The following is a 26,728-nucleotide window of genomic DNA, read 5'->3' on the forward strand; positions in this document are numbered from 1 at the left end:
CGGCCTCGGCCGTGATCAGCGCCGCGATCTCCGCGGTGCGCGAGCGCACGATGTCGGCCGCGCGGCGCAGGATCGCCGCGCGATCGTGGCGCGTGAGCGTCGGCCGGTACGCACGCGCGACCGCGAATGCACGGCGCACGTCGTCGAGCGTCGCCTTCGGCACGGTGCCGACCAGCGCGCCGTCGTACGGGTTGCGCACGTCGATCACCGCGTCGCGCCACACGCGCTGCCCGTCGATGCGCAACGCTTCGTGACGCACGTCGGATGCGGGAATCGGCTTCAAAACCGTGCTCATGTCGTCTCCGTTCTCGTGAGGCGTGGTCGTGGCCACGCTGTCGGGCTAGCGCACCACCACCAGCCCTTCGTATTCGAGGCAGCGGCACAACGTCGCCCACGCCGGCGAATCGGGCCATTCGCGCGTCGCGGTGTCGATGCGGATCGGCCGGCCGAATTCGCGCGACGCGCACGCCAGCAGCGTGTGCGCGATGCCGCTGCGTCGGTAGGCCGGTTCGACGTACAGACGAGCGAGCGACGGCGAGCACACCGCGCCGTCGTCGGCGTCGATGCCGAGTTCGCCGATCGCCTCGTCGTCGCGATACGCGACCGCCGTCGCGCGCGCGTCGTCGAACACGATGCGGATCACGCGTGTGCAACGATCCCTGAACACGACGACGTGCATGCCGCCCCTCCGGTGGAAGATGCCGGCGCGCGACGCGCGCACGCCTCCCTGCGCCCGCGTACCGGGGAGTTATCCGGATCGTGCGGGCGCGACGAGTTGAGTATCGTCTTGCCACGTCGACGCGCAGTAGTGCCAGACGCCACATTTCATTGAGTCCACATCCGCGGCGCGACGCGCGTATTCTCGCCACACCGCGCCCTCGCGGGCCTGCGCATCCGCCGCGCGCCGCCTCGCGTGTCCCGTACCGATCACAGGAGGAAGCATGCCGAGTCGTACCCCGACCGCCTTATGGGCCCAGCAGTTCCGGCGGTCGTCGGCGTCGAGCCTGCAGGACCAGATCCGGCGCATGCTGGTGGCCGCGATCCTCGACGGCCAGCTCGCGCCCGATGCGGCGCTGCCGTCGAGCCGCGAGCTCGCCGACCAGCTCGGCGTCGCACGCAACACCGTCGTGCTCGCGTACCAGATGCTCGTCGAAGAGGGCTACCTGATCTCGCGCGAACGCAGCGGGCACTTCGTGAACCCGAAGATGCTCGAAGGCGTGCCCGGCTTCGCGGCCGCCAGGCCCGCCGCGCAAACGGAGGCCGGCGACGACACGCCGGGCCGCCCCGCATGGGACAAACGCATCGCGCATCCGCCGTCGAGGCAGCGCAACATCGTGAAGCCCGCGAACTGGCAGCACTACGAATATCCGTTCATCTACGGGCAATTCGACCAGTCGCTGTTTCCGACCAACGACTGGCGCGAATGCTGCCTGAAGGCGCTGTCGGTGATGGAGATCCGCAACTGGGCGCCCGACCTGATCGAGCGCGACGACGAATCGCTGATCCAGCAGATCCGCACGCGCGTGCTGCCGCGGCGCGGCGTGTTCGCGATGCCCGACGAGATCGTCGTCACGAACGGCTGCCAGCAGGCGCTGTACCTGATCGCGGACCTGCTGTGCGGCAAGCACACGACGGTCGGCTTCGAGAATCCCGGCTATCCGGACGCACGCAACATCTTCGAGAACCGCAACGCGCGGCTGCTGCCGCTGCCCGTCGACGGGCACGGGATCGCGCCCGACTCGCTCGGCAATACGCTGTCGCGCTGCGACTACGTGTACGTGACGCCGAGCCATCAATGCCCGACCACCGCGACGATGCCGGTCGAGCGCCGCCGCGCGCTGCTCGATTGCGCGCAGCAGCACGATTTCGTGATCATCGAGGACGACTACGAGAGCGAGAACACGTTCTCCGGCACGCCGCATCCGGCGCTGAAGAGCCTCGATACGGCCGACCGCGTGATCTACGTCGGCAGCCTGTCGAAGACGTTCGCGCCGGGCCTGCGGCTCGGCTACGTGGTCGGGCCGCGCGAGCTGATCCGCGAGCTGCGCGCGCTGCGGCGGCTGATGGTGCGCCATCCGGTCGCGTATATCCAGCGGGCGTTCGCGACCTTTCTTGCGCTCGGCCATCACGACGCGTTGCTGCGCCGGCTCGCGCATGCGTACAGCGAGCGCTCGCAGGCGCTGATGGCCGCGCTCGATGCGCATCTGCCGGAAGCGCGCCATGTGCCCGTGACGGGCGGCGCGTCGTGCTGGGTCGAGGGGCCGCCGTGGCTCGACGCGGCGCGTCTCGCGGCGGACGCGCAGGAGGCCGGGATCCTGATCGAGCCTGGCGGCGTGTTCTTCATGAACGACGACAGCAATGCGCGCCGCTGTTTCCGGATGGGCTTTTCCGCGATTCCGCTGGAACGGATCGAGCCGGGCGTGCGGGCGCTCGCGCGGTGCGTGCGGGCGCAGAAGCCCGACGCCTGAACGCGGCATCGCGTCAGCCGGTCACGCTCGCCCCTGGCCCAACCGAATCCCCTGAACTGGCGCTACCGCCAAAAACGAGCGCTCACTAACGTGTCGATACCGCGTGCCGCATGCGCATCAGCGCCTCGCGCACCGTCCATCATTCGACAGGAGACACGTTATGTCCGACACGCTTACCGCCCCCGTCACGGCCGCCACGCTCGCGGCTTTTTCCGACGCCTTCAACCGGCATGACGCCCACGCGCTGATGGGCTTCATGACCGAGGACTGCGTGTTCGACGCGGCCGGCGGCCCCGACATTCACGGCACGCGCTTCGTCGGCCGCGACGCGGTGCGCGCCGCGTTCGAAGCCGTGTTCAAGACCTTCCCCGATGCGCACTGGGGCCACGGCCGCCACTACGTGGCCGGCGAACGCGGCGTATCCGAATGGGTGTTCACCGGCACGCACGCGGAAGGCTGGCGCATCGAAGCCGAAGGCTGCGACCTGTTCGAGTTCCGCGACGGGCTGATCGCCGTCAAGCGCGCGTTCCGCAAGGAACGGCCGAAGCAGCCGGCCTGAGCGCGCCGCTCGCGCGCTTTCGGCCGTCCCGCCCCGGGCGCGCATTTTGAAACGAATCATTTCATTTCATTCCACATTCCCCGCCAGCGGGCGGAATGACTTGACCGGCTTTTCCCAGCCAATAGCATCTGGAACAAGACGTTCCGTTAATTGAACAATCGGAGACAACCCATGAGCGAACAATCCACTTCCCTGCGTGCATCGACCAGCGGCCCGCAGGACATGACGCCATCCGAAGCCTTCGTCGAAACCCTCGCGGCCAACGGCGTGACCGACATGTTCGGCATCATGGGCTCCGCGTTCATGGACGCGATGGACATCTTCGCGCCGGCCGGCATCCGCCTGATCCCGGTCGTGCACGAACAGGGCGCCGGCCACATGGCCGACGGCTATGCACGCGTGTCGGGCCGCCACGGCGTCGTGATCGGCCAGAACGGCCCCGGCATCAGCAACTGCGTGACCGCGATCGCGGCCGCGTACTGGGCGCACAGCCCGGTCGTGATCGTCACGCCGGAGGCCGGCACGATGGGCATCGGCCTCGGCGGCTTCCAGGAAGCGAACCAGTTGCCGATGTTCCAGGAATTCACGAAATACCAGGGCCACGTCACGCACCCGGCGCGGATGGCCGAATTCACCGCGCGCTGCTTCGATCGCGCCCAGGCCGAGATGGGCCCGACGCAGCTGAACATTCCGCGCGACTACTTCTACGGCAAGGTCAAGGTCGAGATTCCGCAACCGCGCCGGCTCGATCGCGGCCCCGGCGGCGAACAGAGCCTGAACGACGCGGCCGATCTGATCGCGCAGGCGAAATTCCCGGTGATCATCTCGGGCGGCGGCGTCGTGATGGCCGACGCGATCGAGGAATGCAAGGCGCTCGCCGAACGGCTCGGTGCACCGGTCGTCAACAGCTACCTGCACAACGACTCGTTCCCGGCGAACCATCCGCTGTGGTGCGGCCCGCTCGGCTACCAGGGCTCGAAGGCCGCGATGAAGCTGCTGTCGCGCGCGGACGTCGTGATCGCGCTCGGTTCGCGCCTCGGGCCGTTCGGCACGCTGCCGCAGCACGGGATGGACTACTGGCCGAAGGACGCGAAGATCATCCAGATCGACGCCGACCACAAGATGCTCGGCCTCGTGAAGAAGATCTCGGTCGGCATCTGCGGCGACGCGAAGGCGGCGGCCGTCGCGCTCACGCAGCGCCTCGACGGCCGCACGCTCGCATGCGACGGCTCGCGCGGCGAGCGCGCCGACCAGATCGCGACCGAGAAGGCCGCGTGGGAAAAGGAACTCGACGACTGGACGCACGAGCGTGACGCCTACAGCCTCGACATGATCGAGGAACAGAAGAACGAAAAAACCTTCAACGGCGGGCGCTACCTGCATCCGCGCCAGGTGCTGCGCGAACTCGAAAAGGCGATGCCCGAGGACGTGATGGTGTCGACCGACATCGGCAACATCAACTCGGTCGCGAACAGCTACCTGCGCTTCAACAAGCCGCGCAGCTTCTTCGCGGCGATGAGCTGGGGCAACTGCGGCTACGCGTTCCCGACGATCATCGGTGCGAAGGTCGCCGCGCCGCACCGCCCGGCCGTGTCGTATGCGGGCGACGGCGCGTGGGGCATGAGCCTGATGGAAACGATGACCTGCGTGCGTCACAACATCCCGGTCACGGCCGTGGTGTTCCACAACCGTCAATGGGGCGCGGAGAAGAAGAACCAGGTCGACTTCTACAACCGCCGCTTCGTCGCGGGCGAACTCGACAACCAGAGTTTCGCGGCGATCGCCCGTGCGATGGGCGCCGAAGGGATCACGGTCGACCGTCTGGAGGATGTCGGGCCGGCACTCAAGCGCGCGATCGACATGCAGATGAACGAAGGCAAGACGACGATCATCGAGATCATGTGCACGCGCGAACTCGGCGATCCGTTCCGCCGCGACGCGCTGTCGAAGCCGGTTCGCCTGCTCGACAAGTACAAGGACTACGTGTGATGCCGCGTCGCTGACGCACCCGCGTCCGGCCGTGCCCTCCCCGCACGGCCGGAACCCGGCCGGACGCCGTGCCCCGTGCGGGCCGCCGCATCCGGCCTTTTTTACTTCGAATTCCCGATGAAAGCCCTCGACCGCATTCTCGAATCCGCGCGCCGCCAGCCGATGCGCATCGCGCTGTGCGAAGCCGACGACCCGCGCGTGCTGCAAGCCGCCGCGCGCGCGACACGCGACGGCATCGCCCACATCGTGCTCGTCGGCGACCGTGCGGCCATCCACGCGGCGGCCGCGCGCGACGCGCTCGACCTCGACGGCATGACGCTCGTCGATCCGGCCACCGCCCCGCAACGCGACGCGTATGCCGACGCGCTGCACGCGTTGCGCAAAGCCAAGGGCATGACGGCCGACGCCGCGCGCGACGCGGTGCTCGACCCGCTCTGCCATGCGAACCTGATGGTGCGGCTCGGCGACGCGGACGGCTCGGTCGCGGGCGCCGTGCATGCGACGGCCGACGTGGTGCGCGCGGCGATCCAGCTGATCGGCGTCGATCCGGCGTTCCGGATCGTGTCGAGCTTCTTCCTGATGATGCTGTGCGAGCCGTTCCATACGATCAAGGGCGGGCTGATCTTCTCCGACTGCGCGCTCGTCGTCGATCCGGACGCCGGCCAGCTCGCCGAGATCGCGATGGCCGCCGCCGACAGCGCGCACGCGCTGCTCGGCGAAGCACCACGCGTCGCGATGCTGTCGTTCTCGACGAGCGGCAGCGCGCACCATGCGGCGGTCGACAAGGTGACGGCCGCGACCGCGCGCGTGCGCGAACTGCGCCCGGCGCTCGCGATCGACGGCGACGTGCAGCTCGACGCGGCGATCGTCGCGGAAATCGCCGAGCGCAAGATCGCGCATTCGCAGGTCGGCGGCCACGCGAACGTGCTCGTGTTCCCGAGCCTCGAAGCCGGCAACATCGGCTACAAGCTCGCCGAGCGGATCGGCCGCGCAAAGGCCGTCGGACCGCTGTTGCAGGGCTTGCGCCGGCCTGCGAACGACCTGTCGCGCGGCTGCGGCGCCGACGACGTGTATCACGTGATCGCGGCGACCACCGTGCAGGCGCAAGCGGCCATGCAACGGGCCGCGACCGGCGAGGTCGCACCCGCATGACGGCCGACAAACTGGCGATCCTGATCGCGGTGATCGGCGCCGGCAGCTATTTCCAGACCGTCACGGGCTTCGGCCTCGGGATGATCGTGATGGGCGTGACGAGCGGCTTCGGGCTCGCGCCGCTCGCCACCGTCGCGACGCTGATGAGCGTCGTGTCGCTCGCGAACGGCGCGACCGCGCTGCCGGGCCGGCTGCATCACATCGACTGGCGGGCGGTTGGCGCGGCGACGCTCGGCATCCTGCCGTCGGTCGTCGCCGGCGTGGTGCTGCTCGAATGCCTGAGCCGCTCGGCGGCCGACCTGCTGCAACTGATCCTCGGCGTGGTCGTGCTGTACGGCGGCCTGAGCGCGGCGCTGCGGCCGACGCCGCTGACGGAACGCTCGGACAACCGCAGCTTCTTCGTCAGCGGCATCTTCGGCGGGCTGCTGAGCGGGATGTTCGGCGTGTCGGGGCCGCCGTTGATCTTCCAGTTCTACCGGCAGCCGCTGACGCTCGTGCAGATCCGCTGCGCGCTGATCGTGCTGTTCACGACCACGTCGGCCACGCGGGTGCTGTACAGCGCGTGCGAAGGCCAGCTCGATCGCGACATCTGGCTGCTGGCCGCGCTCGCGACCCCGGTCGTGATGCTGACGACGGTCGCCGGCCGGCACTACCCGCCGCCGCTGTCGCCGGTCGCGCTGCGCCGGCTCGCGTTCGGCGTGCTGATGGCGATCGGCGTCGGGCTGATCGCGACGTCGCTGCCGCCGCTGCTGCATCGCGGCTGACTCCTTCCGGCCTCACCGTCGCGCGCCGATCCAGCCGGCGATTTCGACGAGCCGCTTCATGTCCGGGGGCGATACGAGATCGATCGCGAGCCGGTGCCGGTAGTACGGGCCGAGATCGAGCCCGACGCCGAGCCCGAGCACGTCGACGCGGCCGGCCCCTTCCTGGCGGGCGACCACCTGCTTCAGATGGTTGTCGAGGTAGAACGGATCGTTCGCCAATGCGGTGGCGCCGTCCATCGGGCTGCCATCCGAGATCACGACGAGGATCTTTCTCGCTTCCGGCCGTGCCGCGAGCCGCGCGCACGCCCAGTCGACCGCTTCCCCGTCGATCCCTTCGCGAAACAGGTCGGCCTTGAACAGCGCGGCAATGCCGGCGCGCGCGTGCCGCCAGCGCGTGTCGGCATCCTTGAACACCAGGTGGCCGATTTCGTTGAGGCGCCCCGGATGGCGCGGCTTGCCGCGCGCGAGCCAGTCCAGGCGCGCGCGGCCGCCGTTCCACGCAAGCGTCGTGAAACCCAGCACTTCGGTCGCGAGGCCCGCGGCGTCGCCCGCGCGCGCCAGCGTGTCGACCATCAGCGCGACGCCGTCGATCCACGCCTTCATCGACCCCGAGCAGTCGATCAGGAACGCGAGCGCGCAATCGGCATGCGGCCGCACGCGTTCGAGCCGGAACAGGCGCCGCTCGGCCGGCGAGCTGACGAGTTGCGCGAGCCGGCGGCCGTCGAGGCGGCCGTGTTCCTCGCCGAACGACCAGCCGTCGGCCTGCGGCACGACGAGCGCCGCGCGCAGCACGCGCGCGAGCCGCGTGACGTTGATCCGCTGCGCGGCGACCTGCGCGTCGAGCCGGTCGCGATACTCGCGCAGCAACGCCGCGCGGATCTGCGCGGCCGGCTTGAATTCGCGGTCGTAGCGCGTCGTGTACGCCCGATACGTGGCGCCGCCGCCGTGCAGCACGACGCTGTCGCCGGTCTCCACGAGCGCCGGCAGGTCGATGCCCGTGTCGTCGAAATCGACCCACAGCGAGAAATTCGTCAGCGCGTCGTCCTGCTCGCGCGCGTCTTCCGTCTGCGTTTCGACGACGGCCGCGCGCGCGTCGCGGATCATCGACGCAATGCGCCGCGCCAGCGCCAACGCGTGGCCGGCGAACGCGCGCTGGTCGTGCCGGCAGCGGCGCAGCCCGGCGAGCGCCACGCCGATTTCCGGCACGATCGCCGCGCGCGGCGCTTCGATCAGGTCTTCCGTTTCCTCGAGCACAGGCCAGCCGGTCAGCCGCGACCACGCGATCTGCGCGACCGTGTAGACCAGGATTCCGACATGCGTATCGGCCTGCCCCGACCGGTGAAACGCGCGCGACCAGGTTTCGAAACGATGACGCAGGTTCAGCAGGACGCCGCGCAGCGCGGCCGGCGCGAGCGATTCGCAGCGCAGTTGCTCGAGCATCTCGAACAGCACGCGTTCGACCGGATCGTCGCCGGACAGCGCACGATGCAGGTCGGCATCGGAGTGCTGGATGCGCAACGCCGCGCCGTCGGCCGCGCCGCGCCACGACGCGAGATCGTCGTCGGCGGCCTGCGCGCGCAGGTGCGGCGCATGGATCGGCAGCGGCCGCAGGTCGCGGCACACGCGGCCCGCACGGTAATGCAGCGCCGCATCGCGCGTCAGCGCCCGCACGGTCGACGCGCCCAGCGCTTCGCGCGCGGCGGCACGGCGCGCCGCGTCGCGATCGGCGCTCACCGCCCCGCTCCCGGCTCGCCGCCGCCGGCGCGCGACGCGACCGCCAGTTCCTCGCCGAAGCAGCGCTGGTAATACTCGGCGACGACCGGCCGCTCGGCGTCGTCGCACTTGTTCAGGAACGTCAGCCGGAACGCGAGCGCCGGATCGCGGAAGATCTGGCAGTTCTCGGCCCAGTTGATCACCGTGCGCGGCGACATCAGCGTCGACAGATCGCCGGTCGCGAAACCGTTGCGCGTCAGCTCGGCCAGGCTCACCATCGATTCGAGCAGCGGGCGGCCGGCTTCGTCCGCGAGTGCCGGCACGCGTGCGCGCACGATGCCGATCTCCTCGTCGCGCGGCAGGTAGTCGAGCGTCGCGACCACGTTCCAGCGGTCCATCTGCGCGTGGTTGAGCATCTGCGTGCCGTGGTAGAGCCCGTTCAGGTTGCCGAGCCCGACCGTGTTCGCGGTCGCGAACAGCCGGAACGACGGATGCGGATGGATCACGCGATTCTGGTCGAGCAGCGTGAACTTGCCGTCGCGCTCCAGGATCCGCTGGATCACGAACATCACGTCGGGCCGCCCCGCATCGTATTCGTCGAAGATCAGCGCGACCGGACGCTGCAGCGCCCACGGCACGATCCCTTCCTGGAACTCGGTCACCTGCACGTCGTCGCGCACGACGATCGCGTCCTTGCCGACGAGGTCGAGCCGGCTGATGTGACCGTCGAGGTTCACGCGCACGCACGGCCAGTTCAGCCGCGCCGCGACCTGCTCGATATGGGTCGACTTGCCGGTGCCGTGCATCCCCTGCACGAGCACGCGGCGGTTGCGCGCGAAGCCCGCGAGAATCGCGAGCGTGACGTCCGGGTTGAAGCGGTACGCGTCGTCGATATCGGGCACGTGATCGTCGCGCGCGCCGAACGCGGGCACCATCAGGTCCGAGTCGAAACCGAACCGTTCGCGGACCGACACCATGCAGTCCGGCTTGTTCGTTACCCCATCCATCGCGTGGCGCTCCTGTCGTTGCCTGTTACGCAGGCGTCGATGGCGCCTGCGTCGATCCTGTTGACGGAACGATGCGTTCCGCTGCCGAAAATGCGGGCCGGGTTGCCGGCCCCCGCCGCCCCGTGCGGCCAGCCTGCCGGACCGTTCGGTACAATGGCCGCAGTCCAGTTTCCGGAACGCCCGACATGCTGCCCGCGGATACGCCCACGCTGCGCGCCTTCGCGCTGCTCGAACATCTCGTCCAGGCCGGCGACGCCGTGTCGCTCGCCGATCTCGCGCGCGACGTCGATATCCCGAAGGCCTCGCTGCACCGGATGCTCGCGTCGCTCGAAGCCGGCGGGCTCGTGATCCGCGAGCCGGGCCGCAAGAACGCGTATGCGGTCGGCCCGCGCCTCGCGCGGCTCGGCACCGGCGTGATGCTGCACGCGGGCACGCGCCGGCTGCGCCATGCGATCCTCGAACGGCTCGTCGCCGACCTCGCCGAGACCTGCAACCTGACCGCCCTGCACGACACGGAAGTCGTCTATCTCGACCGCGTGGAAGCCGACTGGCCGCTGCGGCTCGACCTGAAACCCGGCTCGCGCGTGCCCGCTTACTGCAGCGCCAGCGGCAAGCTGCTGCTCGCGCTGCTGCCGCGCGACGAACGCGCGGCGCTGGTGCGCACGATGGCGCTGCCGCGCCATACGCCGAACACGATCTCCGACCCGGAACTGCTCGAAGCCGAACTCGACCGCACCGCGCACAAGGGCATCGCGATCGACAACGAGGAATTCGTCGCGGGGATCGTCTGCATCGCGGCGCCGGTGCTCGACGACGACGGCGCGTGCATCGCCGCGGTCGCCGTCCATGCGCCGGTGTCGCGCGCGCCGCTGTCGCGGCTGCTCGACCACGTGCCGCGGCTGCAGGAAGCGGCCCGCGCGCTCGCGAAGACCTTCTAGTGCCGCGCGGCGGCGCGCCGGCCGCGTCATGACGCGCGCTGGTAGTAGAGGTTCTGCGGATGCCGCGCATCCGCGAAGAAGAACCAGCGTTCCGCCACCAGCCCCGCGTACTGGATCACGAACGCCGCGCCGATCGCGACGGCCGCCGCGATCGAGGTCGGCGCGAGCGCGCCGGCGCCGGTCAGCACGAACGGCACCGCGAATGCGCCGATCAGGAAGCCGGCCTTCACCGCGCGCAGCGTGCCGTTGCCCTGCCCGTGAAAGAACTCCTTCGTGTTGAACGCGCTGGCCGTGAAGCCGCGCGACTTCTGTTCGACCTTCGCGTGACGAATCCCCGTCGCGCTCTGCACGGTCGACTTCGGCCGCAGCCGTGCATTGCGTGCGAGCAACGCGAGCCGCGCCACGCCGCCCGCGAACGTCAGCACGCAGGCGGCCGCCGCGAGCCGGCCGACCAGCGCCGGCGCGAGCCACGCGGCGCAGGCCGTCGCGAGCGTGCAGCCCGATGCGCAGCCGAGCAGCACGAAGTTCACGAGCGTCAGCGGGCTCGCCCATTCCTGCAGGAAGCGCAGGCACGCGTAGATCATCGCCGTGCAGACGAACAGCGCGACGCTCGCGAGCGCGCCCGCCGCACCGATCAGCAGCGTGCCGGGCCACGCGAACAGATGCGCCGCGCCATACGCGAACGCGCAGGCGAGAAACACCGGCAGCGCGATGCACTCGCGCGACAGCCACGACGTACGCCACATCGCGATCGCGCGCCACGCGCGCTCCGGGTGGCCGAGATGAAAGAACGACGCGAACAGGCCGAGCACGCCGAGTGCGACCGACAGCGCGGCCCCGGTCACGTAGAACGGGGCGGCGACGTCAACGCCGGCCAGCCGCGCCAGCGCCTCGACGATCACGAGCGTCAGCAGCAGGCCCTGTGCGGCGCCGCACAGCGTGGTGAGAAAAACGACCGAAAAGGCTGGGCGCATGGAAACTCCGTCTGTGTCTGAATGAAATGCGCGTCGCTCAGCGCGGGGTCGCCAGCGACACGAGATCGATGTCGCCGCGCGCCGCGCGGGCCTCGAACGAATCGTCGTCGCGCCCGTTCGATGCGCTGCCGCACCCGCCGCTGCTGCCGCATCCGCACGATGCTTCGGTCTTCACGCGCGGCAGGTAATGGTTCGACGGCCGCGTGCCCCACTCGGGCATCAGCGCATAGCCGCCGCGGTCGCGGATCGCGCGCGACACGTCCGATTCCGGGTCGTGCACGTCGCCGAACAGCCGTGCCGACGTCGGGCACGCGAGCACGCAGGCCGGCTTGCGATCGCGCTCCGGCAGCGCTTCGTTGTCGATGCGGTCCGCGCACAGCGTGCACTTCGTCATCTCCTTGCGGCCTTCGTCGAGTTCGCGCGCGCCGTACGGACATGCCCACGCGCAGTACTTGCAGCCGATGCACTTGTCGTAGTCGACCAGCACGATGCCGTCCGACTTGCGCTTGAAGCTCGCGCCGGTCGGACAAACGGGCACGCACGGCGGGTCCTCGCAGTGCAGGCACGACTTCGGGAAGTGGATCGTGTCCGTCATCGGGAACACGCCGGCCTCGTAGGTCTGCACGCGGTTGAAGAACGTGCCGGACGGATCGTCGTCGTACGGACGCAGATCGGCAAGGCTGCCGGCTTCGCCGGACGTGTTCCATTCCTTGCAGCTCGTCACGCAGGCATGGCAGCCGACGCACACGTTCAGGTCGATGACGAGGGCCATCTGGGTCATGGTTGCGCTCCTTCGCTTAGCGATCGTCGGACTTCGGGCCCGCCGGCGCCGCACGCCGCAGCCGCGCGGCGAATGCGCCGGTTCCCGCGAAATACGCCTGCACGCGTTGCAGCACGCGCGGCGTGCCCGGCAGCGCCGGCATCGGCGCGAACTGCGGCAGCGTGGTCGCCGCATCCGCTTCGGCCGGGTAGATCCGCACCTGCACGTCGTACCAGCCGGCCTGCCCGGTCACCGGATCGGAATTCGACAGCCGCGCACCGCCGCGGGCCGCGTCGGGCAACTCGTCGGTGATCACGTGATTGAGCAGGAAGCCGCGCTGCGATTCGCCCGCGTGGGGGCCGAGGTTCCACGCGCCGGCCGCCTTGCCGATCGCGTTCCAGGTCCACACGGTGCCGGGCTCGACCGCCTCGCTGTAGCGCGCGCGGCAGCGCACCTTGCCCCACGGCGATTCGACGTAGATCCATGCGCCGTCGTCGATCTGCTGCGCGGCGGCCGTCACCGGGTTCACGAACAGGTGGTTCTCGCCGTGGATCTGCCGCAGCCACGCGTTCTGCGAATCCCACGAGTGATACATCGCCATCGGCCGCTGCGTGATCGCCGCGAGCGGATAGCGGTTCGCATCGGTCAGCCCGCTTTCGAGCGACGGATGCCAGAACGGCAACGGGTCGAAGTAACGCGCGATGCGTTCGCGCAGATGATCCGGCGGCTGGCGGCCCGACGTGCGGCCCTGCGCGGCGAGCCGGAATTTCTGCATCACGTCCGAGTAGAGCTGGATCACGATCGGCACGCCGAACTTGCGCATCCCGTTGTCGACCGCCCACTGCATGTATGGCCCGTTGCAGTTGCGCATGTACTGCAGCGATTCCGGCAACCGGTGGTGGTACACGCAGTCGTTCTCCGCATAGCGTTTCCACTGGTCGGGGTTCGGCTCGCCGACGACGGCCTTCTCGCCGTCCTTGCCGCGCCAGCCGATCAGGAAGCCGGTGCCCGAATCCGGCGCGGTCTGGAAATTGACGACGAAATCCGGATAGTCGCGGTACTTGCGCTGCCCGTCCGGCGTCGTGAAGGCCGGAAACTTCAGCCGGCTCGCCAGCTCGATCAGCACTTCCTGGAACGGCTTGCACTCGCCGGTCGGCGGCACGACGGGCACGCGCACCGAATCGACCGGCCCGTCGAATTCGGAGATCGGCCGGTCGAGCACCGACATCACGTCGTGCCGTTCGAGGTAGGTCGTGTCGGGCAGGATCAGGTCGGCGAACGCGGTCATCTCCGACGCGAACGCATCGCACACGACCAGGAACGGAATCCGGTATTCGCCGTCGGCGCGCTTGTCGACCAGCATCTTGCGCACTTCCGTCGTATTCATCGACGAATTCCACGCCATGTTGGCCATGAAGATCAGCAGCGTATCGATCGGATAGGGATCGCCGCGCCATGCATTGGTGATCACCGAATGCATCAGCCCGTGCACCGCGAGCGGGTATTCCCACGAGAACGCCTTGTCGAGCCGCGCGGGCGTGCCGTCCGGATGGACGAACAGGTCCTCGGGGCCGGCCGGCCAGCCGAGCGGGCCGCTCGCGAGCGGCGTGTTCGGCTTGATCTGGTCGGGATCGTTCGGCGGTTTCGCCGACGGCGGCACCGCGCGCGGATACGGCGCCTTGTGGCGAAAGCCGCCCGGCCGGTCGATCGTGCCGAGCAGCGACATCAGCACCGCGAGCGCACGGATCGTCTGGAAGCCGTTCGAATGCGCGGCCAGCCCGCGCATCGCGTGGAACGCGATCGGCACGCCCTTCACCGATTCGTGCGCCTGGCCCCACGAATCGGTCCAGCGCACCGGCAGCTCGATCGCCTGCTCGCGCGCGACCGTCTCCATCTCGCGGGCAAGGCGGCGGATCGTGTCGGCCGCGATGCCGGTGATGTCGGCCGCCCATTCGGGCGTGCAAGCGGCCACCTGTTCGCGCAGCAGCGTGAACGACGGCGCGACCGGCGTGCCGTCATCGAGCGTATAGCGGCCGTCGAGCGCCGGCTCCGCGCCATCCGTGTGGTGCAGCACCGCGCGGTTCGTCTTCGTGTCCCACCACATCCGGTTCTGCGGATACAGCGGGTTGACCTCCGGCGCGTCGGCGTCGCGCACGAACAGCCCGAACGTGTCGGCGCCGTCGCGCCGGTCGACCAGTTCCGCCGCGTTCGTGAAGCGCGACACGAATTCGTGGTCGAACGCATCGCGCGCGATCAACTCGTGCATCAGCGCCATGAACAGCGCGCCGTCGGTGCCGGGGCGGATCGGAATCCATTCGTCGGCGATCGCCGCGTAACCGGTGCGCACCGGATTGATCGCGATGAAGCGGCCGCCCGCGCGCTTGAACTTGCCGAGCGCGATCTTCAGCGGATTCGAATGGTGATCCTCCGCGGTGCCGATCATGAAGAACAGCTTCGCGTGGTCGAGATCGGGGCCGCCGAACTCCCAGAACGAGCCGCCGATCGTGTAGATCATCCCGGCCGCCATGTTCGCGGAGCAGAACCCGCCGTGCGCCGCATAGTTCGGCGTACCGAACTGTTTCGCGAACAGGCCCGTGAGCGCCTGCATCTGGTCGCGGCCCGTGAACAGCGCGAAACGCTTCGGATCGGTCGCGCGCAGGTGCGACAGGCGCTTTTCGAGCACGTTGAACGCGACCTCCCACGACACCGGCTCGAACTGCGCATCGCCGCGCTCCGCGCCCGGCTTGCGCATCAGCGGCTGCGTGAGCCGCGCGGGCGAGTACTGCTTCATGATCCCCGACGAACCTTTCGCGCAGATGACGCCCTGGTTCAGCGGATGGTGCGGATTGCCGTCGATATAGCGTACTTCGCCGTCGCGCAGGTGTACGCGGATGCCGCAGCGGCATGCGCACATGTAGCAGGTCGTCGTCTTGATCTCGGCCTGCTCGTCGCGCTCGCGTGCCCGATGTTCCATCGTCTGTCCTCGTTCGCGGATGACGGTGCGCGTCGTTGCCGCGCACCGGTGAATCGGTTCATCCATGCTATGCCGGCCGGCGCCCGACATAAAGTCGCATCCTCTGATCGGTGCTATCGGTCGGCCCGATAGTTGCGCCGGCTCCCCCGCGGGCCGCATGCGCGAAGGCCCGGCGCATGCACCGGGCCTTCGGTGTCATGCGGTGCCGCCCGTCAACGCGGCGGATACGCGAGCAGTTCGCTGTCGTCGAGATGCTCGCGGCGGCCGCGGCGCGTCAGCCCGTACGCGACCACGAGTACGCCGAGGCTCGCGACGCCGAGCCAGAGCGGCTTGCGCTGATCCGGGATGAACGCCATCGCGACGAGGATGCCGACCATGCCGATGATCGCGACCCAGGTCAGGTACGGGTACGCCCACATCTTCACGCGCAGCTTGCTGGCGGCGACCGGGTCCAGACGCTTGCGCAGGCGCAGTTGCGAGAACGCGATCAGCACGTACACGAACAATGCGACGGTGCCGTACGAATTGACGAGGAACGCGAACACGGTATCGGGCGACACGTACGACATCACGACCGACACGTAGCCGAACACCGTGCCGAGCAGGATCGCGCGCACCGGCACGCCGCGCTTGTTGACCTTCGCGAGCGCGGCCGGCGCGTCGCCGTGGCGGGTCAGCGCGAACAGCATCCGCGAGGCCGCATAGAGGCCCGAGTTGAGCGCGGACAGCACGGCGGTCAGCACGATCGCGTTCATCACGTTGGCGGCGGCCGGCAGGCCCATCACTTCCAGCGCGCTCACGTACGGCGTGGCCATCTGCGCGGAATTCCACGGCACCAGCGCGACGACGAGCGCGACCGAGCCGACGTAGAACACCAGCACGCGGGTGATCACCGAGTTGGTTGCCTTCGCAACCGCCTTGGCCGGCTCCTTCGCCTCGGCCGCCGCGATCGTTACGATTTCCGCGCCGAAGTAGAACCCGGTGGCCGCGACCGCCCCGCTCATCACCGGCCCGATGCCGAGCGGCATGAAGCCGCCGTGACCGAGCAGCGTCGGCAGCACGGCCGTCGTGTGCATCGACGCGGGCCACATGCCGAGCACGTAGAGGCCGCCGAGGAACAGGAACACGACGATCGCGCCGACCTTGATCGACGAGAACCAGAATTCGAATTCGCCGTAACTGCCGACCGAGATCAGGTTCGTGAGCGTCAGCACGACCAGCAGCGCGAGACTGATGATCCACGCCGGCGTGTCGGGCAGCCAGAACTGGATCAGCCTGGCGCCCGCGACCGCTTCCAGCGCGACGACGATCACCCAGAAATACCAGTACATCCAGCCGGTCAGGAAGCCCGCCATCCTGCCGGGCCCGCGCCAGTTGCCGAACGCGAGCCGCGCGTACTCGTAGAACGAGCCGACGGCCGGCATCGCGCACGCCATCTCGCCGAGCATCCGCATCACGAGCACGACCAGCCCGCCCGTGATCAGGAACGACAGGATCGCGGCCGGCCCGGTCTGCTGAATCACCACGCCGCTGCCGACGAACAGCCCGGCACCGATCACGCCGCCAAGCGCGATCATCGTCATGTGGCGCTGCTTGAGCCCACACTTCAGGTCACTCTGGTTCATCGAGGGTTGCATGTCTTCTCCATATCCAGTTGTCCGGCGCCGCCCGCGTCACCTTCGGGTGAACGCGGGCGCCGCCGGCGACGGCGCGTGCAGGGGCACCTGCAGCCCCGGCCGCACGGATTTCTGTGGCTTTTATTGTGTCGGGTTGCCCGGCGCGCGCGGTCTTGCGTCGCGCCGGGTGGTGCGCCCCGCGCTCAGGGCTTTTCGTCGTTCCTGAAGTACGACAGGTAGAGCATCCGCTGCCCGATACGCCGGAACGGCGCGAACGGGTGACCGGGCAGCGGCGACGTGAAGATCGGCAGCGTCTGGCGTGCGCCCTTCCCCGCGATCTGCTCGGCGAGCCGACGGCCGGCCTGCTGCGAATACGACACGCCGTTGCCGCCGTAGCCAAGCGCGTAGTACACGGATTGCCGCGGATCGGGCTGGCACACGCGCGGCATCATGTCGTGACTCACGTCGACCCAGCCCCACCACGAGTAATCGATCTCGACGCCGCGCAGCGCCGGAAACTTGCGCACCATGCCTTCCTTCAGCAAATCGAGGTGGCGCGGGTTCGGCGCATCGTCGCCGGTGATCGCGCTGCGGCTGCCGATCTGCAGCCGGCGATCGGGCAGGAAACGATAGTAGAAGCGCAGCGTGCGCGTGTCGGTCAGCACCTGCGTCGTGCGGAAGTTGCATGCATCGATCTCGGTGTCGGTCAGCGGCCGCGTGACCATCGAATTCGACAGGATCGGCATCACCTTGCTGCGCAGCGACGGATGCAGCGTCTGCGCGGTGTACGCGCCGGTCGCGATGCCGACCGCGCGAGCCCGCACCACGCCGCCCGGCGTGCGCAGGTGGTGCACGCCGTCGATCGTCTCGAAGCCGAGCACGGGGCTGCTCGTATGCACCTTCGCGCCGGCTTCGCGTGCGAGACGCAGGTAGCCGAACGCGAGTTTCAGCGCATGGATGCCGATGCCTTCCGGCTCGTGCAGCGCGCCGGCCGCCTCGTGGTCGTTGATGAATTCGCGGCGGAACGTCTCCGCGCTCAGCAGTTCGGACGGATAGCCGAACACGTCCTTCCACACCTTCGCCTCGGCCGCGAGCTTCGCCATGATGCGCGGGCGATGCGCGATCAGGAAATGGCCGCCCGGCTGCGGATCGCAGTCGATTTCCGATACGAGCGACTTGAAGTGCTCGAAGCCTTCGAGAATCTCGTCGTGCATCTTCAGCGCGACGTCCTTGCCCCAGCGCTCGATCCACTGCGAGCGCGACAGCCGGCCCGACGCGTTCTGCCCCTGCCCGCCGTTGCGGCTGCTGCAGCCCCAGCTGGTGCGGTTGGCCTCGAGCACGACGGCCTTGATGCCGTGATCCCGCGCGAGGCACAGCGCGGTCGCGAGGCCCGTATAGCCGGCGCCGATGATCGCGACGTCGACGTCGAGATCGCGCGTGACGGGGCCGTCGTCGGCCGGCGGAGTGCCGGCCGTCGCGACCCAGTAGGTCGGCGCGTATTGCTTGCCGCAGCCGGGTCCCGGCGACACGAGCGGATCGTAGGTCGGGTCGTAACGCGTGTCGTTCGGCCGGCCGCCGGCGAAGCCGCTCGTGGTGCGTTCGATGGAAGGGGTCGACATGGTCAGCCCTCCGTTGCGGGCATGCCCGTTGCGCCGCAACCGGCGCGCGAGGCGATTCGACTGACTGATGCGGGGCGCGTGTCCGCCGCGCGGGCGGATGCTGCCGACTGCCTGTTGGTCATGCCTGTCTCCTGATCGTTCTCTTCGGGTCGATCGTGTGCAGATGCTTCCATGCGGCGATCTGTCGAGGAAAGTGTAGGCAGGCCGATTTACCGCAGGTAGGGCCAGTGGGCCGGATTCGCTTGGACCAGCGCCTGGGCCGGCAGTCGGGCCAGCGCGCCGGCCGCCGGGCGGCCGGCAACGCGGGGCGACCGGTGGCGCGCGGCAAGCGCGAACGCGAGGCCGCCGGCGCCCCGGCGCCGATACGACCCCGCACACCGCCGCCCGCCCGGCGCGGGCGTCACGTCGCGCGTACCGCGACGCCGGCCATGCCGCCGCGCTTCTCGATCGCCCGCGCGGACACGATCGACAGGAGTGCAGACAACATCACGTAAACCCCGACGAGCCACGGCGCGCCGCCGTTCGCACGCAGCAGCGCGGTCGCGACGATCGGCGTGAGGCCGCTCGCGAAGATGCCCGACACCTGGTAGACGAACGAAATGCCCGTGTAACGCACGTTCGCGTCGAACAGCTCCGCGAACAGCGCGGCCTCCGGCCCGTACGCCATCGCATAGAAGATCCCGAACGGAATCACCAGCGCGAGCCACACGGCGAGCAGGTTCGTCGACTGCGTCTGCAGCAGCCAGAACGCGGGCAGCACCGACAGCCCGCACAGCGTCGCGCCCCACCGGTACACGCGCGCACGGCCGAGCCGGTCCGACAGGCTGCCGAACACGGGGATGAACCCGCACATCACGACGGCCGCGCTCATCACGCCGAGCAGCGCGTCGCCGCGCGAGATCGACAGGTTGCGCGTCATGTAGCCGATCGAGAACACCGCGAACACGTTGAAGAACACGCCGTCGATATAGCGCGCGCCCATCCCGAGCAGGATCGCCTGCCGGTAGTTGCCGAGCAGCTCGACCACCGGCAGCTTCGTGTCGCGCCGCTGACGCTTGAGCGCGACGAACTCGGGCGTGTCGGCCACGCGCGTGCGGATGTAGAAGCCGACCGCGACGAGCAGCAGCGACGCCGCGAACGCGACGCGCCAGCCCCATGCGAGGAACGCGGCGTCCGGCAGCGCGCGCGACAGCCCGGCGACGACGCCGGCCGCGAGACACAGCCCGATCGCGAGACCGATCTGCGGCAGGCTCGCATACAGTCCGCGGCGGTGCGGCGGCGCGTATTCGTATGCCATCAGCACCGCGCCGCCCCACTCGCCGCCGAGGCCGATCCCCTGCAGCACGCGCAGCGTCAGCAGCAGCACGGGCGCCCACATGCCGATTTGCGCGTAGGTCGGCAGGAACGCGACGCCGGCCGTCGACACGCCCATGATCAGCATCGTCAGGATCAGCGCCGACTTGCGCCCGACGCGGTCGCCGAGATGACCGAACAGCAAGCCGCCGAGCGGCCGCGTGACGAAGCCGACCGCGAACGTCGCATACGCGAGCATGGTCGACACGAACGCGTCGCCGGACGGAAAGTACTGCTTGTCGAACACGATGCCGGCGACCACGCCGTACAGGAAAAAGTCGTACCACTCGACGGTCGCGCCGATCACGCTGGCCGCGGCCACGCGTCGGACGACCCGGGAATCGATTGCCATGCGAGCTTCTCCAGGTAAGGATGCGCCGCAACCTGCCCCGACGCCGTGCCGGCGGGGGCATCGATGAGCGCGCGGCGGCCGTCCGGGCGCAGGAGCACGGGCCGCGCGGGCGCTGCGCGCTACGCGAGCGCCTCGGCGGCCGGCGCGACGCTGCGGCCGCGATCGGCCTCGCGCGCGTCCTCGAGGATCATGTCGGACGCCTTCTCGGCGACCATCACGATCGGCACGTTGGTATTGCCCGATACGAGCGTCGGCATGATCGAGCAGTCGACCACGCGCAAGCCGCGCGTCCCATACACGCGTAGCCGCTCGTCGACGACCGCGAGCGGATCGCTCGCGACGCCCATTTTCGCGGTGCCGGACGGATGGAAGATCGTCTGCCCGTACTCGCGGCAGAACTCGAGCAGCTCGTCGTCCGTCTGCGCGTCCGCGCCGGGCCGCACCTCGCGCTTCATCAGCGGCGCCATCGGCTCGGCGGCCGCGACACGGCGCGCGAAGCGCACGCCGGCCACCGTCGTGCGGCGGTCGCGCTCGGTGTCGAGATAGTTCGGCTGGATCGACGGCGCGTCGCGCGCATCGTCGGTCCGAATCCGTACGGTCCCGCGCGATTCGGGCCGCAACTGGCAGATCGAGTACGTGCAGCCGGGAAACGGATGCACGCTGCCGCCCGCCGAGTCGGCCGACAGCGTCGAGAAATGGAACTGGATGTCGGGCGTCGCCGATTCGTCCGGCAACGCGCGGCAGAACATCCCGCCCTGGTTGATCCCGATCGCGAGCGGGCCGCCGCGGAACAGCGCCCATTGCAGCCCCATCTTCGCGCGGCCGACCCACGAATGCAGCTCGTCGTTGGTCGTGATCGGCTTCGTCACCTCGTAGATCAGCCGTACCTGCAGATGATCCTGCAGGTTCTCGCCGACGCCCTTCCGATCGGCCACGACCGCAATCCCGTGCCGGTCCAGCAGCGCGGCGGGCCCGACGCCCGACACCTGCAGCAATTGCGGCGACTGCAGCGCGCCGGCCGCGAGGATCACCTCGCGCAGCGCGCGCACCTCGTGCACCTTGCCGTGCTGCACGTAGCGCACGCCGGACGCCTGCGCGCCGTCGAACAGCACCTTCAGCGCCTGCGCGTCGGTCTCGATGTGCAGGTTCGGCCGTCCGCGCGCGGGCTTCAGGTACGCGACCGCGGTCGAGCAGCGCAGGCCGTTGCGCGTCGTCAGCTGGTAGTAGCCGACTCCCTCCTGGTCGCCCGTGTTGAAATCGTCGACCGTGCGCACGCCGAGCCGGTTCGACGCGGCGACGAACGCATCGACGAGTTCGTGCCGCTGCCGGATCGCCGACGCCCACAGCGGGCCGCCGGTGCCGCGCGTCGGGCCTTCGCCGAGCGTGTTGTGTTCGAGCCGCCGGAAATACGGCAGACAGTCGCGCCAGCTCCAGCCGCGATTGCCGAGCGCGGCCCAGTGGTCGTAGTCCTGCTGCTGCCCGCGCACGTAGATCAGCCCGTTGATCGAGCTGCAGCCGCCGAGCGTGCGGCCGCGCGGCCAGTACAGGCGGCGGTTGTGCATGTTCGGATCGGGATCGGTATGAAAGCCCCAGTTGTACACCGGGTGGAACATCGTCTTGCCATAACCGATCGGCACGTGGATCCACATGTAGTTGTCGGCGGGGCCCGCCTCCAGCAGGCACACCGTATGGCGGCCGCCGTCGGACAGCCGGTTGGCGAGGACGCAACCGGCCGATCCTGCGCCGACCACGACATAGTCGAAGCTGCGTGTCATTCCGTGTCTCCGTTCCGGGGTATGCGAAAAAATCCGGTATGTTTTGTCCAAATTTATTGAGCACACGGACCACGTACAAGCCGATTTATTGTCCACGCCGCGAATGTGGTACAAAAACCGTTCAATTCGTTTCATTTCTCTCGCACACACCATCCCGGGACGCACGCCGATCCCGACGGAGGAGACACATGCGCGACACCGCCCCCGCGCCGCCCGACGGCGCGCCCGCCGACGATGCGCGCGTGCTGCGCGCGCTCGCCGTGCTCGAAGCGCTGGCCGCGGCCGGACAGCCGTACACGCTGTCGCAGCTCGCCGCACGGCTGCACATCCCGAAGGCGACGCTGCTGCGCCTGATCGAATCGCTCGAAACGCGCGGCTACGTGATCCACATGCCCGACTCGCGCGGCCACGATCGCGGCATCGCGCTCGGCCCGCGCGCCGCGCAGTTCGCGCTCGCGGCGCTGTCGAACAACACGTTTACGCGCGGTTGCCGGTCGGTGCTGCGCGCGCTCGTCGACGTGCTCGGCGAGACCTGCAACCTCACCGCGCTCGACGGCGACACGGTGCTGTACGTCGAACGCGTCGAGACCATCGAACCGCTGCGGCTCGAGATGCGGCCCGGCATGCGCGTGCCGCTGCATTGCACGGCGAGCGGCAAGCTGTTCCTGTCGCAGATGAATGCGCTGGAGCGCAACGCGCTGCTCGCGCGGCTCACGTTGCAGAAGATGACCTACCGGACGCTGACCGATGCGCAATTGCTCGCGGCCGAGCTCGACCGGCTGGCCGCGCGCGGCGTCGGCATCGACAACGAGGAATTCGTACGCGGAATGGTGGCCGTCGCGGTGCCGGTGAAGGATGCGGCGAGCGGTCGCGTGCTCGCGGCGCTCGCCGTGCATGCACCGACCGCGCGCGCGACGCTCAACGATCTGCTGGAGAACGTGCCGAAGATGCGCGACGCGGCCACGCGGCTCGCGCCGCTGCTGCATGCGACTGAAGGCGCGTCGCCGGGTTGACGCGGCCGCGCGCGCTCGTGCCTGCGCGCGGTCGCGCGCTCATGCGAGGTGGTAGCGCAGCCAGAAGGTTTCGCGGCATGCGTTGTCGAACGTCAGCCGCGACGGATTGATCGGCTGCGCATCGGGATGGCGCAGCACGTCGTAGTCGATCCAGCATTCGGCGCACAGCAGGTCGGACGGCGCGCGGTCCTGCTCGACCGAGCGGCGCACGATCGCGCCGTTGTCGAAACGGTATTCGGTTTCGTCGCGCGTGACCTCGACGTCGTCGTCGGTCCAGCGGTCGTGCGACGTGGCGTGCGACACGATCTGCACCGGGCCGGCGAGCCCGTGGATCGCGGCGACATAGGAGATGAGCTTGTCCATGGCGAGGCGGCGAACTGGCGGATGGCGCGCTTCGCGCCGCGCATGCGGAGCGAAGCGGCCCGAGCGGCGAGTATAGCCGCGGGCCGAAGACCTTGCGGCCGGCGGGGTTTCGCGCGCTACGCGTCCAGCGCGAGCAACGCGAACGTCGCGAGCCAGTGCTCGCCCATGTAATCGCCGGCCACGTGCGCGAGCGCGCTCGCGAGATGCCGGTCGGCCGCGTCGAGCAGCTTCGCGCGCCGCGCATCGCCTTCCGGCAGCGCGCCGGCCAGCGAACGCTGGCACCATGCACGGCTCAGGTTCAGCCCGTCGAGGTGTGCGATCTTGCCGTCGCTGCGATCGCTGACGGTCGCCGGCTCGAACAGCGTCGCCGGCTCGCCGCGCGCGAGGTCGGGCAAAAAGCGCGCGAACCAGCCGTCGAATTCGGCGACCGGCAGCACGCGCCGCATCAGTTCGGCCTCCATCAGCGCGGGCGACAGGAATTCGTCGCCGGACGGCTCCCACGCCTGGCACGCGACGTCGTTCAGGTGCCAGCGCTTCGCGGTATCGACGATCAGCGCCGCGAGCCCGTCGCGCTGCGTATCGCGCGCGAAATCGAGCGCGAGCGCCAGCGCGAACGCGGTGTTGAAGTGCGTGCCGACGCGCAGCGGATAAGTCGCCTTCGGCAGAAAAGTCTCGAAGCGCGACACGAACAGATCGGCCAGCGGCGCCATCGTCTTCGCCCAGCGCGCGGCCTGCGGCAACACGCCCTTCAGCGCGAGCCGCTCGAGCTGCGCGGATAGCGCGAGCAGCCACGCCCAGCCGTACGGCCGCTCGAAGCCGCTGTTGTGCGGCAGCGCGAGATACGCGCGCTCGCCGGCGACGTTCGCGTCGGTGAAATGCGCGTCGACGATCGCGACGATGCGCTCGGCCTCCGGCAATGCCGGGTAGCGTTCGAGCACGCGCAGCACGAGCCAGTAGCCGTGCACGCACGAATGCCAGTCGTAGCTGCCGTAGAAGATCGGGTGCAATGCGCGCGGGCCCTGCACGTCGTGCGGCCCTTCGAGCGCATGCGTGAGCTTGTTCGGATATTCGCGGGTCAGGTGCGCGAGCGCGAGCGACGCGAATTTCGAAGCGAGTTCGGGGGTGAGTCGGTCGGTCATGAGCATCTCTCGTCCATCGAATCAGAAGCGGAATACGAACGCGTACATCAGCAGCGTGTTCACGGCCAGCAGCAGCACGGCCGTCGGCCACTGCGCCTTGATCACGCCGTTCTTGTCCTTCAGTTCGAGCAGCGCCGCGGGCACGATGTTGAAGTTCGCGGCCATCGGCGTCATCAGCGTACCGCAGAAGCCGCTCAGCATCCCGATCGCGCCCATGATCGCCGGATTGCCGTGGAACTGGTGGACGATCAGCGGCAGGCCGATGCCGGCCGTCATCACCGGAAACGCGGCGAAGCCGTTACCCATGATCATCGTGAAGAGCGCCATGCCGACCGTATAGGCCGCGACCACCGCGAACGGCGAATCGATCGGCACCCACTCCTTCACGAGCCCCGACACCACGCCGCCGACGCCCGCCACCGCGAACAATGCGCCGAGCGCCGCGAGCATCTGCGGCAGGATCGCGGCCCAGCCGACCGCGTCCATCGTGTGGCGTGCTTCCTTCAGCGCATGCACGGGCGAATCGCGCAGCATCGCGAGCGCGACGACGAACGCGACGATCGTGCCGAGCACGAGCGAGATCAGCGTCACGCTCTTCGACTCGACGAACGGCACGCTCTTCAACGCGAACGTGCCGATCAGCGTGACGACCGGAATCAGCAGCGCGGGCAGGAACAGCCGGTTGCCGAAGCGCTGCGCGAGCGTCTCGCGCCGCACGGCCGCCGCTTCGCCGGCCTCGTCGGACTGGCCGCGGCCGAGCTTGCCGGAGCCGGCGATCACCGCGAGCGCGATCGCGAGGCAGCCCGTCACGACATGCGGCAGCAGCGCGCCGAACAGGAACGTGACCGCGTAGATCGCCCAGAACGCGAAATTGACGACGCGCCGCGGGTTCGTGCGGTCCGTCAGATTGAAATACGCGAACGCGGCGAACATCAGCCCCGCGAGCGTGTACAGCGATTCGAGGCCGATCATCGCGCGCCCTCCTGCTTCACCAGGCCGAAGCCGCGCGCGAGCCGGCGGTCGAGCAGCGCGAGGCGCGTGCAATGGATCAGCAGCGCGGCGATCGCGGTCGGGATCGCCCACACCGACAGGTGCAGCGGCTCGATGGAGAGGCCGTTCTGTTCGAGAAAGCCCTTGATGAGCAGGATCGACTGGATCGCGATGAAGATGTCCTCGCCGAAAAACACGGCGACGTTGTCGGCGCCCGACGCATGCGCGCGGATCTGCTGGCGCACCGACTCGGGCAGCTCGCCGTGCCGGCTGACCGCGGCGGCCTCGGCCATCGGCGCGATCAGCGGCCGCACCATCTGCGCGTGGCCGCCGAGCGACGTGAGGCCGAGCGCGGCCGTCGCCTGGCGCAGCACGAAGTACAGCATCAGCACGCGGCCCGTGGTGGCCGCCTGCACCCGCGAGATCATCCGCTTCGCCTGCTCCTTGAGCCCGTTGCGCTCGAGCAGCGCGATCACCGGCAGCGTGAGCCAGATCAGCCCCATGTAGCGGTTCTCGGTGAACGCCTTGCCGAACGCGCTGACGATGTCGACGAGATTCAGCCCGCCCGCCAGCCCCGTCGCGAGCCCTGCGATCGTGACCACCAGCAGCGCATTGAAGCGCAGCGCGAAGCCGATCACGACGATCGGCACCCCAATCAGCACCAGCATTTCCCCTCCTTGTGTCTGGACGTGCGGCACGTCGGCCACGCGCGGCCGGCCCGGTTTGCATCGGGCTCGGACGGCGAAATCTAACACGAGACTTTATCGATAAAAAGTCGACAATTTGCCGGTTCGGGTAAACGTTGAAGCCGACGGACACCGTGCCCGCGCCGTGTGTCGGCCACATTTCATCGGACGAATCGGACGGGCCGGCCGGCGCGCGTGGCGCGGGCCCGGGACGCCGACTACACTGAAAGGCATCGGCAACGTACGGGAGAGCCGCCATGATTGACGTATTCCAGACCATCGGCAGCCGCGCGTTCTCCGCCCATCTGGCGAAGGACGGGATGGTGACGCTGATGGAGCAACGCCAGGAAGTCGACCGCGTGACGCTCGCGACCGCCTATGCCGCGCTCGTCGAGGAAGCCGAGCAGGAAGACGACCTGCTCGACGCGACGGTCGAAGGGATGATGCGCGCGCTGATCCAGGGCTACGCGCGCAGCCATTGACGACGCGGCGGCGCGTCCAGCGTGCCGCCGGCGACCCGGTCG

General features: G+C 69.1%; 23 protein-coding genes. 8 read left to right on the forward strand and 15 right to left on the reverse strand.

The genetic code is table 11. The annotated features are described in order from the left end of the window. Positions 1-295: aldehyde dehydrogenase family protein (locus H0X90_RS02855; RefSeq protein ID WP_141717126.1), on the reverse strand; the 295-nt coding region annotated here is incomplete at its 3' end. Between the two features lie 45 nt (positions 296-340). After that, positions 341-679, reverse strand: a complete 339-nt coding sequence (locus H0X90_RS02860; RefSeq protein ID WP_077190719.1) for a GNAT family N-acetyltransferase — start codon at positions 677-679, stop codon at positions 341-343. A gap of 262 nt (positions 680-941) precedes the next feature. On the opposite strand from H0X90_RS02860, the gene H0X90_RS02865 reads away from it, so the two are divergent. The 5 genes from H0X90_RS02865 (at position 942) to H0X90_RS02885 (ending at position 6,932) form a co-directional block, all read left to right on the forward strand. Further along, the gene (locus tag H0X90_RS02865) at positions 942-2,468 is read left to right on the forward strand and encodes a PLP-dependent aminotransferase family protein (RefSeq protein ID WP_006491147.1); all 1,527 of its coding nucleotides are present in this window, start codon (positions 942-944) and stop codon (positions 2,466-2,468) included. A gap of 160 nt (positions 2,469-2,628) precedes the next feature. Continuing rightward, positions 2,629-3,027 carry a nuclear transport factor 2 family protein gene (locus tag H0X90_RS02870; protein ID WP_006491152.1) on the forward strand — a complete coding sequence of 133 codons (399 nt, stop codon included), beginning with the start codon at positions 2,629-2,631 and terminating at the stop codon, positions 3,025-3,027. Between the two features lie 171 nt (positions 3,028-3,198). Further along, a complete protein-coding gene (xsc, locus tag H0X90_RS02875; RefSeq protein WP_034202510.1) occupies positions 3,199-5,016 on the forward strand; it encodes a sulfoacetaldehyde acetyltransferase in 1,818 nt (605 codons plus the stop codon). A gap of 117 nt (positions 5,017-5,133) precedes the next feature. Next, positions 5,134-6,168 carry a phosphate acetyltransferase gene (gene pta, locus H0X90_RS02880; protein WP_077190836.1) on the forward strand — a complete coding sequence of 345 codons (1,035 nt, stop codon included), beginning with the start codon at positions 5,134-5,136 and terminating at the stop codon, positions 6,166-6,168. Beyond that, entirely contained in the window at positions 6,165-6,932 is a 768-nt protein-coding gene (locus H0X90_RS02885; protein WP_006491153.1) for a sulfite exporter TauE/SafE family protein, read from the forward strand. The genes pta and H0X90_RS02885 overlap by 4 nt, the downstream gene beginning before the upstream one ends. A gap of 12 nt (positions 6,933-6,944) precedes the next feature. Here the strand turns inward: H0X90_RS02885 and H0X90_RS02890 are convergent, their stop codons facing one another. Together H0X90_RS02890 and H0X90_RS02895 are read right to left on the reverse strand one after the other, a co-directional pair. Continuing rightward, on the reverse strand, positions 6,945-8,666 hold the full coding sequence (locus H0X90_RS02890) for a cobalt chelatase (RefSeq protein WP_077190720.1): 1,722 nt from the start codon (positions 8,664-8,666) through the stop codon (positions 6,945-6,947). Further along, entirely contained in the window at positions 8,663-9,652 is a 990-nt protein-coding gene (locus H0X90_RS02895) for an AAA family ATPase (protein WP_006491513.1), read from the reverse strand. Before H0X90_RS02895 ends, H0X90_RS02890 begins: the two co-directional genes overlap by 4 nt. A gap of 185 nt (positions 9,653-9,837) precedes the next feature. On the opposite strand from H0X90_RS02895, the gene H0X90_RS02900 reads away from it, so the two are divergent. Continuing rightward, the gene (locus H0X90_RS02900; RefSeq protein ID WP_006481989.1) at positions 9,838-10,590 is read left to right on the forward strand and encodes an IclR family transcriptional regulator; all 753 of its coding nucleotides are present in this window, start codon (positions 9,838-9,840) and stop codon (positions 10,588-10,590) included. 26 nt (positions 10,591-10,616) lie between these two features. On the opposite strand, the gene H0X90_RS02905 is transcribed toward H0X90_RS02900, so the two are convergent. The 7 genes from H0X90_RS02905 to H0X90_RS02935 form a co-directional block, all read right to left on the reverse strand. Beyond that, on the reverse strand, positions 10,617-11,564 hold the full coding sequence (locus tag H0X90_RS02905; protein ID WP_077190721.1) for a DmsC/YnfH family molybdoenzyme membrane anchor subunit: 948 nt from the start codon (positions 11,562-11,564) through the stop codon (positions 10,617-10,619). Between the two features lie 37 nt (positions 11,565-11,601). Beyond that, positions 11,602-12,345 (reverse strand): 4Fe-4S dicluster domain-containing protein, encoded by a 744-nt coding sequence (locus H0X90_RS02910; protein ID WP_006495178.1) that lies wholly within the window; start codon positions 12,343-12,345, stop codon positions 11,602-11,604. Positions 12,346-12,361: 16 nt separating this feature from the next. After that, entirely contained in the window at positions 12,362-15,298 is a 2,937-nt protein-coding gene (locus tag H0X90_RS02915) for a molybdopterin oxidoreductase family protein (RefSeq protein WP_077190722.1), read from the reverse strand. Between the two features lie 212 nt (positions 15,299-15,510). Next, positions 15,511-16,935 carry an amino acid permease gene (locus tag H0X90_RS02920; protein WP_006491514.1) on the reverse strand — a complete coding sequence of 475 codons (1,425 nt, stop codon included), beginning with the start codon at positions 16,933-16,935 and terminating at the stop codon, positions 15,511-15,513. 182 nt (positions 16,936-17,117) lie between these two features. After that, positions 17,118-18,533 (reverse strand): FAD-binding oxidoreductase, encoded by a 1,416-nt coding sequence (locus tag H0X90_RS02925; protein WP_077190723.1) that lies wholly within the window; start codon positions 18,531-18,533, stop codon positions 17,118-17,120. 400 nt (positions 18,534-18,933) lie between these two features. Further along, positions 18,934-20,238, reverse strand: a complete 1,305-nt coding sequence (locus H0X90_RS02930; RefSeq protein ID WP_077190724.1) for an MFS transporter — start codon at positions 20,236-20,238, stop codon at positions 18,934-18,936. A 119-nt stretch (positions 20,239-20,357) separates the two neighbouring features. Continuing rightward, positions 20,358-22,013 carry a GMC family oxidoreductase gene (locus H0X90_RS02935; RefSeq protein WP_006495185.1) on the reverse strand — a complete coding sequence of 552 codons (1,656 nt, stop codon included), beginning with the start codon at positions 22,011-22,013 and terminating at the stop codon, positions 20,358-20,360. 188 nt (positions 22,014-22,201) lie between these two features. Between H0X90_RS02935 and H0X90_RS02940 the strand changes: the two genes are divergently transcribed. Further along, complete coding sequence (locus H0X90_RS02940) at positions 22,202-23,026, forward strand: IclR family transcriptional regulator (RefSeq protein ID WP_077190725.1); 825 nt, start codon at positions 22,202-22,204, stop codon at positions 23,024-23,026. Between the two features lie 39 nt (positions 23,027-23,065). Here the strand turns inward: H0X90_RS02940 and H0X90_RS02945 are convergent, their stop codons facing one another. From H0X90_RS02945 to H0X90_RS02960, 4 genes are all read right to left on the reverse strand, one after another. After that, on the reverse strand, positions 23,066-23,389 hold the full coding sequence (locus H0X90_RS02945; RefSeq protein WP_006495187.1) for a hypothetical protein: 324 nt from the start codon (positions 23,387-23,389) through the stop codon (positions 23,066-23,068). A gap of 116 nt (positions 23,390-23,505) precedes the next feature. Continuing rightward, positions 23,506-24,528 (reverse strand): DUF2891 domain-containing protein, encoded by a 1,023-nt coding sequence (locus H0X90_RS02950; RefSeq protein ID WP_077190837.1) that lies wholly within the window; start codon positions 24,526-24,528, stop codon positions 23,506-23,508. A 21-nt stretch (positions 24,529-24,549) separates the two neighbouring features. Beyond that, positions 24,550-25,500, reverse strand: a complete 951-nt coding sequence (locus H0X90_RS02955) for a DUF979 domain-containing protein (protein ID WP_006491307.1) — start codon at positions 25,498-25,500, stop codon at positions 24,550-24,552. After that, the gene (locus H0X90_RS02960) at positions 25,497-26,186 is read right to left on the reverse strand and encodes a DUF969 domain-containing protein (protein WP_006491314.1); all 690 of its coding nucleotides are present in this window, start codon (positions 26,184-26,186) and stop codon (positions 25,497-25,499) included. Before H0X90_RS02960 ends, H0X90_RS02955 begins: the two co-directional genes overlap by 4 nt. A 275-nt stretch (positions 26,187-26,461) precedes the next feature. Between H0X90_RS02960 and H0X90_RS02965 the strand changes: the two genes are divergently transcribed. After that, on the forward strand, positions 26,462-26,686 hold the full coding sequence (locus H0X90_RS02965) for a hypothetical protein (RefSeq protein ID WP_006491315.1): 225 nt from the start codon (positions 26,462-26,464) through the stop codon (positions 26,684-26,686). The last annotated feature ends 42 nt before the right edge of the window (positions 26,687-26,728 follow it).

Source organism: Burkholderia sp. 9775_39, assembly GCF_015712225.1.
GTDB lineage: Bacteria > Pseudomonadota > Gammaproteobacteria > Burkholderiales > Burkholderiaceae > Burkholderia > Burkholderia cenocepacia.

Bases quoted from the DNA above. Each gene is read 5' to 3' on its own strand.
- H0X90_RS02860 (WP_077190719.1), bottom strand. From the start codon at position 679: ATGCACGTCGTCGTGTTCAGGGATCGTTGCACACGCGTGATCCGCATC.
- H0X90_RS02865 (WP_006491147.1), top strand. From the start codon at position 942: ATGCCGAGTCGTACCCCGACCGCCTTATGGGCCCAGCAGTTCCGGCGG.
- H0X90_RS02870 (WP_006491152.1), top strand. From the start codon at position 2,629: ATGTCCGACACGCTTACCGCCCCCGTCACGGCCGCCACGCTCGCGGCT.
- xsc (WP_034202510.1), top strand. From the start codon at position 3,199: ATGAGCGAACAATCCACTTCCCTGCGTGCATCGACCAGCGGCCCGCAG.
- pta (WP_077190836.1), top strand. From the start codon at position 5,134: ATGAAAGCCCTCGACCGCATTCTCGAATCCGCGCGCCGCCAGCCGATG.
- H0X90_RS02885 (WP_006491153.1), top strand. From the start codon at position 6,165: ATGACGGCCGACAAACTGGCGATCCTGATCGCGGTGATCGGCGCCGGC.
- H0X90_RS02895 (WP_006491513.1), bottom strand. From the start codon at position 9,652: ATGGATGGGGTAACGAACAAGCCGGACTGCATGGTGTCGGTCCGCGAA.
- H0X90_RS02900 (WP_006481989.1), top strand. From the start codon at position 9,838: ATGCTGCCCGCGGATACGCCCACGCTGCGCGCCTTCGCGCTGCTCGAA.
- H0X90_RS02905 (WP_077190721.1), bottom strand. From the start codon at position 11,564: ATGCGCCCAGCCTTTTCGGTCGTTTTTCTCACCACGCTGTGCGGCGCC.
- H0X90_RS02910 (WP_006495178.1), bottom strand. From the start codon at position 12,345: ATGACCCAGATGGCCCTCGTCATCGACCTGAACGTGTGCGTCGGCTGC.
- H0X90_RS02915 (WP_077190722.1), bottom strand. From the start codon at position 15,298: ATGGAACATCGGGCACGCGAGCGCGACGAGCAGGCCGAGATCAAGACG.
- H0X90_RS02920 (WP_006491514.1), bottom strand. From the start codon at position 16,935: ATGCAACCCTCGATGAACCAGAGTGACCTGAAGTGTGGGCTCAAGCAG.
- H0X90_RS02925 (WP_077190723.1), bottom strand. From the start codon at position 18,533: ATGTCGACCCCTTCCATCGAACGCACCACGAGCGGCTTCGCCGGCGGC.
- H0X90_RS02930 (WP_077190724.1), bottom strand. From the start codon at position 20,238: ATGGCAATCGATTCCCGGGTCGTCCGACGCGTGGCCGCGGCCAGCGTG.
- H0X90_RS02935 (WP_006495185.1), bottom strand. From the start codon at position 22,013: ATGACACGCAGCTTCGACTATGTCGTGGTCGGCGCAGGATCGGCCGGT.
- H0X90_RS02940 (WP_077190725.1), top strand. From the start codon at position 22,202: ATGCGCGACACCGCCCCCGCGCCGCCCGACGGCGCGCCCGCCGACGAT.
- H0X90_RS02945 (WP_006495187.1), bottom strand. From the start codon at position 23,389: ATGGACAAGCTCATCTCCTATGTCGCCGCGATCCACGGGCTCGCCGGC.
- H0X90_RS02950 (WP_077190837.1), bottom strand. From the start codon at position 24,528: ATGACCGACCGACTCACCCCCGAACTCGCTTCGAAATTCGCGTCGCTC.
- H0X90_RS02955 (WP_006491307.1), bottom strand. From the start codon at position 25,500: ATGATCGGCCTCGAATCGCTGTACACGCTCGCGGGGCTGATGTTCGCC.
- H0X90_RS02960 (WP_006491314.1), bottom strand. From the start codon at position 26,186: ATGCTGGTGCTGATTGGGGTGCCGATCGTCGTGATCGGCTTCGCGCTG.
- H0X90_RS02965 (WP_006491315.1), top strand. From the start codon at position 26,462: ATGATTGACGTATTCCAGACCATCGGCAGCCGCGCGTTCTCCGCCCAT.